General features: G+C 69.4%; 17 protein-coding genes. 13 read left to right on the top strand and 4 right to left on the bottom strand.

What is annotated here, in order from left to right:
• On the bottom strand, positions 1–515 hold a 515-nt coding region (locus tag QSG27_RS23765; RefSeq protein ID WP_306710515.1), incomplete at its 3' end, for a peptidoglycan-binding domain-containing protein.
• A gap of 241 nt (positions 516–756) precedes the next feature.
• Between QSG27_RS23765 and QSG27_RS23760 the strand changes: the two genes are divergently transcribed.
• Positions 757–1017: a hypothetical protein gene (locus QSG27_RS23760; RefSeq protein WP_306710514.1), complete on the top strand. Its 261-nt coding sequence runs from the start codon at positions 757–759 to the stop codon at positions 1015–1017.
• Between the two features lie 4 nt (positions 1018–1021).
• Here the strand turns inward: QSG27_RS23760 and QSG27_RS23755 are convergent, their stop codons facing one another.
• Both QSG27_RS23755 and QSG27_RS23750 read right to left on the bottom strand, forming a co-directional pair.
• The gene (locus QSG27_RS23755; RefSeq protein ID WP_306710513.1) at positions 1022–1459 is read right to left on the bottom strand and encodes a hypothetical protein; all 438 of its coding nucleotides are present in this window, start codon (positions 1457–1459) and stop codon (positions 1022–1024) included.
• 18 nt (positions 1460–1477) lie between these two features.
• Positions 1478–2926, bottom strand: coding sequence for a GH1 family beta-glucosidase (locus QSG27_RS23750; RefSeq protein ID WP_306710512.1), 1449 nt, complete (start codon positions 2924–2926; stop codon positions 1478–1480).
• Positions 2927–3069: 143 nt separating this feature from the next.
• On the opposite strand from QSG27_RS23750, the gene QSG27_RS23745 reads away from it, so the two are divergent.
• From QSG27_RS23745 to QSG27_RS23720, 6 genes are all read left to right on the top strand, one after another.
• Positions 3070–3264, top strand: coding sequence for a twin transmembrane helix small protein (locus tag QSG27_RS23745; protein WP_306710511.1), 195 nt, complete (start codon positions 3070–3072; stop codon positions 3262–3264).
• Positions 3265–3283: 19 nt separating this feature from the next.
• Entirely contained in the window at positions 3284–3853 is a 570-nt protein-coding gene (locus tag QSG27_RS23740) for a cob(I)yrinic acid a,c-diamide adenosyltransferase (RefSeq protein ID WP_306710510.1), read from the top strand.
• Positions 3854–3997: 144 nt separating this feature from the next.
• Complete coding sequence (locus tag QSG27_RS23735) at positions 3998–4747, top strand: electron transfer flavoprotein subunit beta/FixA family protein (RefSeq protein WP_306710509.1); 750 nt, start codon at positions 3998–4000, stop codon at positions 4745–4747.
• Between the two features lies 1 nt (position 4748).
• A complete protein-coding gene (locus QSG27_RS23730; RefSeq protein WP_306710508.1) occupies positions 4749–5687 on the top strand; it encodes an electron transfer flavoprotein subunit alpha/FixB family protein in 939 nt (312 codons plus the stop codon).
• Between the two features lie 43 nt (positions 5688–5730).
• Positions 5731–6609 carry a 3-hydroxybutyryl-CoA dehydrogenase gene (locus QSG27_RS23725; protein WP_306710507.1) on the top strand — a complete coding sequence of 293 codons (879 nt, stop codon included), beginning with the start codon at positions 5731–5733 and terminating at the stop codon, positions 6607–6609.
• Between the two features lie 147 nt (positions 6610–6756).
• Entirely contained in the window at positions 6757–7347 is a 591-nt protein-coding gene (locus QSG27_RS23720; protein WP_306710506.1) for a DUF4142 domain-containing protein, read from the top strand.
• 52 nt (positions 7348–7399) lie between these two features.
• Here the strand turns inward: QSG27_RS23720 and QSG27_RS23715 are convergent, their stop codons facing one another.
• Entirely contained in the window at positions 7400–8050 is a 651-nt protein-coding gene (locus QSG27_RS23715; RefSeq protein ID WP_306710516.1) for a TlpA family protein disulfide reductase, read from the bottom strand.
• Positions 8051–8089: 39 nt separating this feature from the next.
• On the opposite strand from QSG27_RS23715, the gene argH reads away from it, so the two are divergent.
• The 6 genes from argH to QSG27_RS23685 all read left to right on the top strand — a co-directional run.
• Positions 8090–9520 carry an argininosuccinate lyase gene (argH, locus tag QSG27_RS23710; protein WP_306710505.1) on the top strand — a complete coding sequence of 477 codons (1431 nt, stop codon included), beginning with the start codon at positions 8090–8092 and terminating at the stop codon, positions 9518–9520.
• Positions 9517–9702, top strand: a complete 186-nt coding sequence (locus tag QSG27_RS23705) for a hypothetical protein (RefSeq protein WP_306710504.1) — start codon at positions 9517–9519, stop codon at positions 9700–9702. Before argH ends, QSG27_RS23705 begins: the two co-directional genes overlap by 4 nt.
• The gene (lysA, locus tag QSG27_RS23700) at positions 9699–10964 is read left to right on the top strand and encodes a diaminopimelate decarboxylase (RefSeq protein ID WP_306710503.1); all 1266 of its coding nucleotides are present in this window, start codon (positions 9699–9701) and stop codon (positions 10962–10964) included. Before QSG27_RS23705 ends, lysA begins: the two co-directional genes overlap by 4 nt.
• 99 nt (positions 10965–11063) lie before the next feature.
• Positions 11064–11576, top strand: a complete 513-nt coding sequence (locus QSG27_RS23695; protein ID WP_306710502.1) for a hypothetical protein — start codon at positions 11064–11066, stop codon at positions 11574–11576.
• A gap of 106 nt (positions 11577–11682) precedes the next feature.
• Entirely contained in the window at positions 11683–12102 is a 420-nt protein-coding gene (locus tag QSG27_RS23690) for a bacteriohemerythrin (RefSeq protein WP_306710501.1), read from the top strand.
• A gap of 73 nt (positions 12103–12175) precedes the next feature.
• On the top strand, positions 12176–12504 hold a 329-nt coding region (locus QSG27_RS23685), incomplete at its 3' end, for a DUF4175 family protein (RefSeq protein WP_306710500.1).

The following is a 12504-nucleotide window of genomic DNA, read 5'->3' as shown; positions in this document are numbered from 1 at the left end:
GAATGGCTGGCCGGGGCCTGACCGCGGCTGGAATGGTTGCCGGCCGCGGGCGGGCCGGCGCTGATCTGCGCGCCACCGCCGACGCTGCCCGCTCCGCTGTCGATCCGCTGGGTCGGGGCGGCGCGCGGCACCACCTCCCGCTGGGGCTCGCGCGGCGCCTGTCCCGGTCCGCCGCCGCCCACCTTCTGCTGGGCGAGGTTGCCGACCGTCGGAGGGGCCTTGCCCTCCCGCTCGCCCATCATCTTGGCGATGGTCGCCTTGTCGAGCTGGTTGGTCACCGGCAGCCCGTTGGCCGCCTGATACTTGCCGAGCGCCGCCTTCGTCTCGGCGTGCATCTGGCCGTTGGCGCGCCCGCCGATGTTGTATCCCTTGCCCTTCAGGATGGTCTGGGCCCATTGGATGTCCGCCGCCGACTGCGCCCCGGCCGGACCGCCCGCCAGCAGTCCCGCCGCCAGAACCGGCACCGCCACAGCCAGCGCGACCGCGCGGCGCGCGCGACGCGAACCACCCGTCATGACCATCCTCCGTCCGTGACGCCAACAAATCATCGTTCATCCACTATCGCGGATGCGCAACCGTGTTACCAGATTGCGGCGGATTTCCGGGCGCGATTTTTGTGCGCCTGCGTTGCAGCCGCATCAGATCCCCCTACCCCCGGCGGCCTCCGGAAGGCCCGGCCTGTTCCCCATCCGTTAACCGATGCGCGCGCAAAAACGTGGTATGAATCCCGTAAGGCGCTTTGTGGGAGGCCGAGGCATGGCGACTCTGAGATACGCGGTTCTGGCGGGCGGAGCGCTTGTGCTGGCCGCCTGCGGCAGCACCCCGGCCTACCGGGAATGGACGGCGACCGAAACCACGGCGACCGCCGCCTACGACGAATGCATCGAGCAGGTGGACAACACCATGCGCCTGCGCGGCTATCCCTACCGCCCGCTGCCGGAGACGCCGCAGTTCCGCTACCGCAAGGAAATCTTCGCCCTGTGCATGCGCCGCAAGGGCTACACCGCCGACGAATGACCCCTCAGGGCCCCGGCAGGCCATAGCGCAGATACAGCACGCCCCCGATCAGCACCCCGGCCAGCACCACCGCGGCGTAGAAGCGCAGGGGCAACGGCACCCTCTCCCGCCGCCGCGCCCCCTTGGCCGCAGCCCTGGGCGCCGGTCGGGCCGGGACCGTTTTCCGCCCCTGTCCGACCGGTACCGCCTGATTGGGCCCCGCCTGATTGGGGTCATGCAGCTCGATGAGCTTCCAGTTGAACTCCATCCCCTCGCCGCCGGCATCGGCGTTGTGGTCGAGCTGGATCAGGCGGAAATAGGCGCGCGGGTTCACGCGCACCATCAGGTTGAAGCGGGCGCGGGCGTGCTCCAGGTCCTCCCCGACCTCCAGCGTCTTCCAACCCTTGCCGCGGGCCTTCTGGATGGCGAAGCGGGTCGGCTGGCCGGCGGGAACAGGCGCCATGATCGCGGTTCCGCGTCTTCAGACAGACGTCGGAACGCCCTTTTTCCGGATCACGTCGGCGTACCAGCGATAGCTGGCCTTGGGGCGGCGCTCCAGGGTCTGGCGGTCCACCTCGATCAGGCCGAAGCGGCGCTGGTAGCCCTCCGCCCACTCGAAATTGTCCAGCAGGCTCCATACGAACCAGCCCCGCAGGTCCGCCCCCTCCTCCAGCGCCTGGTGGGCGGCCAGCATGTGGCGGCGCAGGTAGTTGATGCGGTCGTTGTCCTGCACGAAGCCCTTCGGCCCCATCTGCTCCGGATAGGCCGCGCCGTTCTCCATCACATAGACGGGCGGGTTGCCGTATTCCTGCTTCAGCTCGATCAGCATCTCGGCGATGCCGTCCGGTTCCACCGGCCAGCCCATGCCGGTCGTCGGCGTGCCCTCCGGCGGCGAGCCGTAGCCGGTGCCGAACAGGCCCGCCGGGTCCGGCTGCTGGTGCATGCGGCTGTAGTAGTTGATGCCCAGGAAATCGATGGGCTGCCGGATCGCCTCCAGATCGCCGGCCTTCACCAGCGGGGCGAAACCGTCGCGCAGAAGCTCCGGATACTCGCCGCGCAGCAGCGGGTCGAGGCAGGCACGGTTCCACACCGCGTCCCACATCAGCGAGGCGCCGTAATTGGCATCCAGCCCGCCGACCGGCCACACCGGCTGGAGCGACAGCACGGTGCCGAGCTGCCAGCCCTTGCCGCCGCCCGCCGCGCGCAGCGCCTTCAGCGCCGTGCCCTGGGCCAGATTCTGGTGGTGGATCGCCTTGAAGTAGTTGGCCTTGCCGGTCAGGCCCGGCGCGTGCCCGCCCAGCCCGTGGCCGAAGATGGCGTGGACGGAGGGCTCGTTCAGCATGGTCCAGTGCTTCGCCCGGTCGCCGATCCGCGCGGCGACGATCTGGGCGTAGTCGGTGAACCAGCCGGCAATGTCCCGGTTGGTCCAGCCGCCGCGGTCCTGAAGCGCCTGGGGCAGGTCCCAATGGTACAGGCAGGGCCAGGGCGCGATGCCCTTGGCCAGCAGCGAGTCGGTCAGCCGATCGTAGAAGTCCAGCCCCTCCGCGTTGGCGGCGCCGGTGCCGGTGGGCTGGATGCGCGGCCAGGCGACGGAGAAGCGGTAGGCGTTCATGCCCGCCTTCGCCATCAGATCGACGTCCTCGGCGTAACGGTTGTAATGGTCGCACGCCACGTCGCCGGTGTCGCCGTTCGCCACCTTGCCGAAGGAATGGCTGAAGGTGTCCCACACGCTGGGCCCGCGCCCGCCCGCGGTCACCGCCCCCTCGATCTGGTAGGAGGAGGTGGAGGCGCCCCAGACGAACTTGTCCGGAAAAGCGGCCAGCGTTTCCGACGGCTGGGCCACCGCGGCGCGGCGCGTGGTCAGAAAGGCCCCGGCCGAGACCGCCAGCCCGGTGGCCGCCGCCGCCTTCAGGAAACTCCGCCGCCGCATACCGAATTCCTCTCGCCGTCCGGGTCGTCCGCGACAATGTAAGAAGACCGGGCTTCAGCGCAACAGGCGGCTCGCATCGGAATGCCGTGGTAACCGGTTTCCCCGGGATAGGCTTAACCTGGACGGTGGGGTAGGATGGCGCCATGAACGGACTTTTCGCGTTTCTCCTGATCCTGGCGCTCGGCCTGGTCGTGGCCTCGCTGTTCACCGGGCTGTTCTTCATGGCGCGCGGCGGGCAGGGCGATTCGCACAAGTCGAACAAGGCGATGCGGATGCGCGTGGCGCTCCAGGGCGTGGCGCTCGTGCTGTTCCTGCTCGCGATTCTGACCCACGGGTAAGGGGACGGCGGTACGGATCATGGTCAAATTGACGCGCATCTACACCCGCGGCGGGGACCGCGGCCAGACCTCGCTGGGCGACGGGCGCCGCGTGCCCAAGCACGACCCGCGCGTCGCCGCCTACGGCACGGTGGACGAGGCGAACGCCGTCGTCGGGCTGGTCCGCCTGCACACCGCCGGCCAGCCGGAAACCGACGCGATGCTGGCCCGCATCCAGAACGACCTGTTCGACCTGGGCGCCGACCTCTGCACGCCGGAGGCGGAGGACCCGCCCTACCCGCCGCTGCGCATCCTGGACTCGCAGGTGGACCGGCTGGAGGCGGAGATCGACGCGATGAACGCGGACCTCGCCCCCCTCACCTCCTTCATTCTGCCCGGCGGCTGCCCCGCCGCGGCGCATCTGCATCTGGCCCGCACGGTGGTGCGGCGGGCCGAGCGGCTGATGACCGAACTGGCGGAGACCGAAGCCGTCAACCCGGCGGCGGTCAAATACGCCAACCGCCTGTCCGACCATCTCTTCGTGCTGAGCCGGAAGCTGAACGCGGACGGAGCGTCCGACGTGCTGTGGGTGCCGGGCGCAAACCGTTGATGCAACTCTGCTCCTTCGCGCCTGCGGCGTAGGCGGCGTTGACAGCCAAAACGGCAACTCCTATGGTCGCAGCGCTGTCACAAGCTGCCCGATTCGGCGCCAGCGGCGAAGATGCGCCTGCATAATTGAAGAAAAGGGTGGGATATGAAGGTCCTCGTCCCGGTCAAGCGGGTGGTCGATTACAACGTCAAGATCCGCGTGAAGGCGGACGGTTCCGGCGTTGAGACCGCCAACGTGAAGATGAGCATGAACCCCTTCGACGAGATCGCCGTCGAAGAGGCGGTCCGCCTGAAGGAAGCCGGCAAGGCGACCGAGGTCATCGTGGTCACCGTCGGCCCGACCGCCGCGCAGGAGACGCTGCGCACCGCGCTGGCCATGGGCGCCGACCGCGGCATCCTGGTGCAGACCGACGCCGAGACGCAGCCGCTGGCCGTCGCCAAGGTGCTGAAGGCGCTGGTGGACAAGGAAGGCCCGACGCTGGTCATCCTGGGCAAGCAGGCGATCGACGACGACTGCAACCAGACCGGCCAGATGCTCGCCGCCCTGCTGGGCTGGCCGCAGGGCACCTTCGCCTCCAAGGTCGTGGCCGGCGACGGTGCGGTGACCGTGACCCGCGAGATCGACGGCGGGCTGGAGACGGTGGAGCTGACGCTCCCGGCGGTGGTGACGGCGGACCTGCGCCTCAACGAGCCGCGCTACGCCTCGCTGCCCAACATCATGAAGGCCAAGAAGAAGCCCATCGAGACGCTGGCGCCCGACGCGCTGGGCGTCGACGTGGCGCCCCGCCTGACCACGCTGAAGGTGGCCGAGCCGCCCAAGCGCAAGGCCGGCGTCAAGGTCGCCGACGTGGCCGCCCTGGTCGACAAGCTGAAGAACGAAGCGCGGGTGATCTGACATGGCCATTCTCGTCATCGCTGAACACGACAACGCCGCGCTGAAGCCCGCCACGCTGAACGCGGTCACCGCCGCCGCCAAGATCGGCGGGGATGTCCATGTCCTGGTCGCCGGCCAGGGCGCCCAGGCGGTCGCCGACGCGGCGTCCAAGATCGCCGGCGTGGCCAAGGTGCTGCTGGCCGACGACGCGGCCTACGCCCACCCGCTGCCGGAGAACGTCTCCCCGCTGGTCGTCGGGCTCGCCAAGGGCTACGGCCATGTGCTGGCCGCCGCCTCGTCGGAGGGCAAGAACCTCCTGCCGCGCGTCGCCGCGCTGCTGGACGTCGCCGCCATCTCCGACATCACCGGCGTGGTGTCCGCCGACACGTTCGAGCGGCCCATCTACGCCGGCAACGCCATCGCCACCGTGAAGTCCGCCGACCCGATCAAGGTCGTCACGGTCCGCACCACCGCCTTCGAGGCGGCGGCGGCCACCGGCGGTTCGGCCACGGTGGAGAGCGTCGCCGGGACGGGCGCCGCCGGCACCGCCAAGTTCGTCGGCCAGGAGCTGACGAAGTCGGAGCGTCCGGAGCTGACCCAGGCCAAGATCGTCGTGTCCGGCGGACGCGGCATGCAGTCGGGCGACAACTTCAAGCTCCTCGAAGCGCTGGCCGACAAGCTGGGTGCCGCGGTCGGCGCCAGCCGCGCCGCGGTGGACGCCGGCTTCGTCCCCAACGACTATCAGGTCGGGCAGACCGGCAAGATCGTGGCCCCCGAGCTGTACATCGCCGTCGGCATTTCCGGTGCCATCCAGCACCTCGCCGGCATGAAGGACAGCAAGGTCATCGTCGCCATCAACAAGGACGAGGAAGCGCCCATCTTCCAGGTGGCGGACTATGGTCTGGTTGCCGACCTGTTCAAGGCGGTGCCGGAACTGACGGCCGAGCTGGACAAGGCGTAATCGGCCGGTCCTCGTCCTACCGAAGACAAGCGGGAAAGCTCATATGTCCACGATCAAGAAGATTGGCGTCATCGGTGCCGGCCAGATGGGCAGCGGTATCGCCCATGTCTGCTCGCAGGCGGGGTACGAGGTCGTCATCTCCGACATCAGCGCGGAGATTCTGCAGAAGTCGGTGGCCGCGATCTCCAAGAACATGGACCGTCAGGTTCAGAAGGGGAAGCTGACGGAGGCCGACAAGGCGGCGGCGATCGCCCGCATCTCCACCGGCGCCGACCTGTCCGTGTTCCATGACGCCGATCTGGTGGTCGAGGCGGCCACGGAGAACGAAGCGCTGAAGCGCGAGATCTTCAAGAAGCTGGTCCCGCACCTCAAGCCCGAGGCGCTGATCGCGACGAACACCTCGTCGATCTCGATCACCCGCCTCGCGGCCTCGACCGACCGCCCGTCGAAGTTCATGGGCATGCATTTCATGAACCCGGTGCCGGTGATGCAGCTCGTCGAGCTGATCCGCGGCATCGCGACCGACGAGGCCACCTTCGCCGCGGTCAGCGAGCTGACGGCGAACATCGGCAAGACCGCGGCGGTGGCCGAGGACTTCCCGGCCTTCATCGTCAACCGCATCCTGCTGCCGATGATCAACGAGGCGGTCTACACCCTCTACGAGGGCGTGGGCGGCGTCCAGGCCATCGACACGGCGCTGAAGCTGGGCGCCAACCACCCGATGGGTCCGCTGGAACTGGCGGACTTCATCGGTCTGGACACCTGTCTGGCGGTCATGCAGGTCCTCTACGAGGGTCTGGCCGACAGCAAGTACCGCCCCTGCCCGCTGCTGGTGAAGTATGTCGAGGCCGGCTGGGTCGGCCGCAAGGTCGGCCGCGGCTTCTACGACTACTCCAAGAACCCGCCGGTCCCGACCCGCTGACGCGGCGTCCCCCTGCGGTCATTGCAACGAGGCCCGTCCCGGGAAACCGGGGCGGGCCTCGTTCCTTTGCGGAACCGCTGCGCTTGCGCTCTGTTCGTCCTCACGAGGACCGGCGTCCGAAGCCGGCCAGAGGAAAGGACGGGGGCGATGCGGCGTACTTTCCTGGCGGCGGTGCTTCTGGCCTGTCTGTGCAGCCCGGCCCCGGCCCAGTCGCCGGAGTCGGACCCCATCCCCGTCCTGTCCCGGCAGGAGCGCAATTTCATCGCGGAGGCCCTGGCCGACGGCATGGCCGAACAGGCGCTCGGCAAGCTCGCCCAGGATCGGGCGGAAACGGAGCCGGTCCGCCGTTTCGCCCGCCGCATGGCGGACGATCACGCGCTGATGACCGACCGGCTGGCCGATATGGCGCTGCGCCACGGCGTTCCCCTCCCGCACGACCTGAGCCTGGCCGCCCGCGCCCACATGTCCAGCCTGCGCGACACGCCCGACGGCGCCTTCGACCGCCGCTACATGGCCGCGGAGGAGGAAACCCACGCCCGCGCCATCAAGCTGTACGAGGCCCAGGCCGAACGCGGCGGCGCGACCGGGGACATTGCCCGCGGCGCCCTGCCCACGCTGCACGCCCATTTCGAGGAGGCGCGGAGGATCATGGCCGAACTGGCGCGCCGCCCGGCCCCGCCGCAGACCCAGGCGCCGCCGGGGGATGCGCCGCCGGGAACGTCCGGGTCGTCGGAGTGATGTAAATTCCTAAAGTCCCCTCTCCCCCTGGGGAGAAGGGGTGTGCGGAGCCTCACCCGCCCGTCCGCACCATGCCGCCGCGGCTGTCGCGCGCCGGGCCGCCGCCGTGGCCCATATGCTTGCGCAGGAAGGCGACGACCTCCGGCGAATCCCATTCCACCGCCCCTTCGATGCGGCCAAGCTCCCGCCCTTCCTGGTCCACCAGCAGGGTGGTCGGCAGGCCGCGCAGCGTCAGCGTCTGCATGGAGGCGCTCGACGGGTCGAGGTAGAGGGCAAGGTTCTTCACGCCGGTCCGCTGGTAGAAGGGCGCCACCTGATCCTTGCCGCCGCGGTCCACCGACAGGGCGACCACCTGGAAGCCCGGCCCGCCCAGTTGCGCCTGGAGGCGGTCGAGCGCCGGCATCTCCTTCACGCAGGGCGCGCACCAGGTCGCCCACAGGTTCAGCAGGACCAGACGGCCCTTGAACTCCGACAGGTCCACCCGGCGCCCCTCCCCGTCCAGGAAGGTCAGCGCCGGCACCGGCTTCAGCGGCTCCATGTAGCGGAACTTCTCCAGCCCCACCGCCGTCGCGCCGGGGGAGGGCTGGGTCAGGGTCAGGGTCACGGTGGCCGGGGGCGGGGCCGACGGCCCGGCCAGCGCCACCCACAGCCCGGCGCCGCCCAGGATCACACAAAAGATTGCGGTGGCCGCCAAAGTCCGCATACTCACGCTTCCCGTCCTCCCACCCGTATTGTGTCCGCCATGAGCGCCGAACAGCCCAAGCCGAACCCTCAAGACCGCACCTCCGCCCCGGCTGCCAGCCAGATGTGGGGTGGCCGCTTCGCCCGCGGTCCCGCCGCCATCATGGAGAAGATCAACGCCTCCATCGGCTTCGACAAGCGGCTGGCCGACCAGGACATCGCCGGGTCGAAGGCCCACGCCGCCATGCTGGCGCGCCAGGGCATCATAACCCAGGCCGACGCCGATGCCATCCGCGACGGGCTGGACCGGGTCAAGGAAGAGATCGACTCCGGAGCCTTCACCTTCAAGGTGGAGCTTGAGGACATCCACATGAATGTGGAGGCCCGGCTGGCCGAGCTGATCGGCGAACCGGCCAAGCGCCTGCACACCGGACGGTCGCGCAACGACCAGGTGGCGACCGACTTCAAGCTGTGGGTGCGCGACGCGCTCGACCGCGCCGACCAGGGGCTGAAGGCGCTCCAGGCCGCGCTGATCGATCTGGCGGAGAAGCACACCGACACGGTGATGCCGGGCTTCACCCACCTCCAGGCCGCCCAGCCGGTCAGCTTCGGCCACCATCTGCTGGCCTATGTGGAGATGTTCGGGCGCGACCGCGGCCGCCTGCGCGACGCCCGCGCCCGGCTGAACGAATGCCCGCTGGGCTCCGCCGCGCTGGCCGGCACGCCCTACCCCATCGACCGCTTCATGACGGCGGAGGCGCTGGGCTTCGACCGGCCCACCGCCAACTCGCTGGACGCCGTGTCCGACCGCGATTTCGCGCTGGAGTATCTGGCGGCGGCGAGCATCTGCGGCATGCACCTCTCCCGCTTCGCGGAGGAGATCGTGCTGTGGTGCTCCGCCCAGTTCCGCTTCATCAAACTGACGGACGCCTTCACCACCGGCTCCTCCATCATGCCGCAGAAGAAGAACCCGGACGCGGCGGAGCTGGTGCGGGCCAAGGCCGGGCGCGTCATCGGCAGCCTGAACAGCCTGCTGGTCGCCATGAAGGGCCTGCCGCTGGCCTATTCCAAGGACATGCAGGAGGACAAGGAGCCGGTCTTCGAGGCCGACGACACGCTGGCGCTGTGCATCGCCGCCATGGAAGGCATGGTGCGCGACATGCAGCCGAACGTGCCGGCGCTGCGCGAGGCGACCGACCGCGGCTTCCTCAACGCCACCGACCTCGCCGACTGGCTGGTGCGGGAGCTGAACATCCCCTTCCGCGAGGCGCACCACATCACCGGGCGCGCCGTGAAGGCGGCGGAGGACAAGCGCGTCGGCCTGACCGCCCTGACGCTGGAGGAGTTGCAGGCCATCGAGCCGCGCATCACCGAATCCGTCTTCCCGGCGCTGAGCATCGAGGCGTCGCTGGACAGCCGGCGCAGCTTCGGCGGCGCCTCCCCCGTCCGCGTGCGCGAGGCCGTGAAGGCGGCGCGGGAGCGTTTCCTGTGAGGCGTCCCCTGCTGATCCTGGCGACCGCCGCCGTCGCGCTGACGCTGGCCGGCTGCGGCAAGAAGCCGAGCTTCGTCGATCCCCCGCAGGGCAAGGAAGCCGACAGGTTCCCCGGCACCTACCCGAACCCGAAGACCGACCCCAAGCCCGGTCAGCCGTCCTCCGGAGTCCGCTTCCCATGAGCGCCTTCGCCTACCGCAACGGCGTGATGCACGCCGAATCCGTGCCGCTGTCCACCATCGCGGCAGAGGTCGGCACGCCCTTCTACTGCTACTCCACGGCGGCGCTGGAGGCGCATTACAGCGCCTATGCCGGGGCCTTCGCGGGGCAGGACGCCGACGTCTGCTACGCGGTGAAGGCCAATTCCAACCTCGCGGTCATCCGCGCCTTCGCCCGTCTCGGGGCCGGCGCCGACGTGGTGTCGGGCGGCGAGATGCGGCGCGCGCTGGCCGGCGGCATCCCCGCGGGCAAGATCATCTTCTCCGGCGTCGGCAAGACGCGCGAGGAGATGCGCGCCGCGCTGGAGGCCGGAATCCACCAGATCAACGTGGAATCCATCCCGGAGGTGGAGGCCCTGTCGGAGGTGGCGGTCAGCCTGGGGGTCACCGCCCCCATCGCCTTCCGCGTGAATCCGGACGTGGACGCCAAGACCCACGCCAAGATCGCCACCGGCAAGAAAGAGAACAAGTTCGGCGTCGATTACGACCACGCGCGGGAGGTCTACGCCCAGGCCGCCCGGCTGCCCGGCATCAAGCCGGTGGCCATCGCCGTGCACATCGGGTCGCAGCTGACCGATCTCGCCCCCTTCCGCGCCGCCTACGAGCGGGTGGCGGCGCTGCTCCACGTCCTGCGCGAGGACGGGCACGACATCACCCGCCTCGACCTCGGCGGCGGGCTGGGCATCGTCTACAAGCACGAGGCGCCGCCGGACATCGCCGACTACGCCGCCATGGTGAAGTCGATCACCGGCAACCTCGGCTGCCGCATCTCGCTGGAGCCGGGCCGCTCGCTGGTCGGCAACGCCGGCATCCTGGTGTCGCGGGTGATCTATGTGAAGCAGGGGCTGCACCGCCGCTTCGTCATCCTGGACGCGGCGATGAACGACCTGATCCGCCCCACCCTGTACGAAGCCTATCACGGCATCGTCCCGGTGACGGAGCCCGCCAGGGGCGCCGCCACCGAGCCCTGCGACGTCGTCGGGCCGGTCTGCGAGAGCGGCGACACCTTCGCGCTCCAGCGCGCGCTGCCGGCCATGGCGCCGGACGAGCTGGTGGCGATCCTGTCGGCGGGGGCCTATGGCGCGGTCATGTCCTCCACCTACAACACCCGCCCGCTGATCCCGGAGGTGCTGGTGAACGGCGACCGGTTCTCGGTCATCCGCCCCCGCGTCTCGGTGGAGGAGCTGCTGGCGCTGGACCGCGTGCCGGACTGGCTGAAGGACTGATCGGGGCCTTCACGCCCGGCCCTTCACATCTGGCCCTTCACACTTGGCCTTTGAAGACCGTCTGGAAGGGGGCATCCAACCCGAATGGAGCCCCCTTCCATGACGTCCATCCGCCTGAACGGCGCCTTCCGCGACGCCGTCGCCGACATCACCCTGGCCGTTGCCCAGGACCCCAACCTCGTCGCGCTGGTCATGCGCTGGAACGAGGACGACACCCTCCTCTGGACGCTCAATTCCCTGCCCAACGGCCAGAACACCGTTCCGGGCGGCGGAGCCGCGCACGCCGAGGAAACTCTGATCGTCAACTGGCCCGCCTACGTCGCGCAGAACAACAACCAGGAGCCCGACGTCGTCGAGATCCTGCTGACCAAGAGCCCCTGCATGGACCGCTCGCCGACGCGCCAGATGGCCGGCGGCGCCTGGCCCAAGGGCTGTTCGTCGAAGCTCCGCCAGCTCGTGCAGGCCAAGCCCGCCGGCGATTGGCGCATCTGCTTCCTCGCCTATTACCAGGAGGACATCCGCATCGACGCGCAGGTCTATGGCGCGGTCGCGGAGTTCACGGGAATCGCGAAGGCCGACGTCTATCTGTGGGCCGACCGGCACAAGTCGTGACCGGCGCGCGGGCCGCCCCGCGACGGCCGGCGGGGTGCAATAACCGCTGCACATCGGCACCCTTAAGGCGTATGATTCCCCGTTCGAGAAACGCGCGGGGAACATCATGGAGTGGGACGCGGCCTATGCCATCGGCCAGAGCGCTGTGGACGGAGACCATCAGCGCCTTTTTCAGCTCTTCAACCAGTTCGGCGCGGCCATCGCCGCCGGGGAAACGCGGGAATCCGCGAACCGCTTCCTGCGTGAACTGGCCGACTATTCGGCCTATCATTTCCGCCGCGAAGAAGGGCTGATGCGCGCCGTCGGCTATCCCGACTACGTCAAGCACAAGAAGATGCACGACACCTTCGCCGACTTCGTCCGCCGGCAGTCCGACGCCGACGAGCGCGATTCGGAAGAGATCCAGTTTCTTCAGAGCTATGTCGAGATGTGGCTCTGCGGCCATATTCTGGTCATGGACAAGTGGTTTGGTGAATGGCTCGATGGCCGGGCCGGGAAATCCGGCGCGGCAGAGCCTATATCCTGACGACGCCCGGCTTCCGCCTCTCTCCCCCAGGCCGGGTTCAGGGTTTCGGCACGCGGCTGGACGGGAGTGCGGGATGAGCGACAGCAACGACGGGTTCCGGTTCCCCCTGAACAAGGAGGCTCCCCCCGCCCCCGCCCCGCGGGAACCCCGTCTCCGCATGGCGCAGGCCCGCGCCGCCCTGCTCTGGGAACGGCTGTGGCCGGCGCTGTGGGCGCCCGCCGCCATCGCCGGGGCCTTCCTCGCCCTCGCCCTGCTGAATCTCCTGCCGCTTCTGCCGGGCTGGCTGCACGCCCTGCTCCTGCTGCTGTTCGCCGCCGCCATCGGCTGGACGGGGTGGCGCGGGCTGCGCGCCTTCCGCCTGCCGGACGAGGACGCCGCCCGCCGCCGGCTGGAGCGCGACAG

This window comes from Azospirillum isscasi, from assembly GCF_030849505.1.
Lineage (GTDB): Bacteria > Pseudomonadota > Alphaproteobacteria > Azospirillales > Azospirillaceae > Azospirillum > Azospirillum isscasi.
This window is presented reverse-complemented; position numbering and strand designations above follow the sequence as displayed.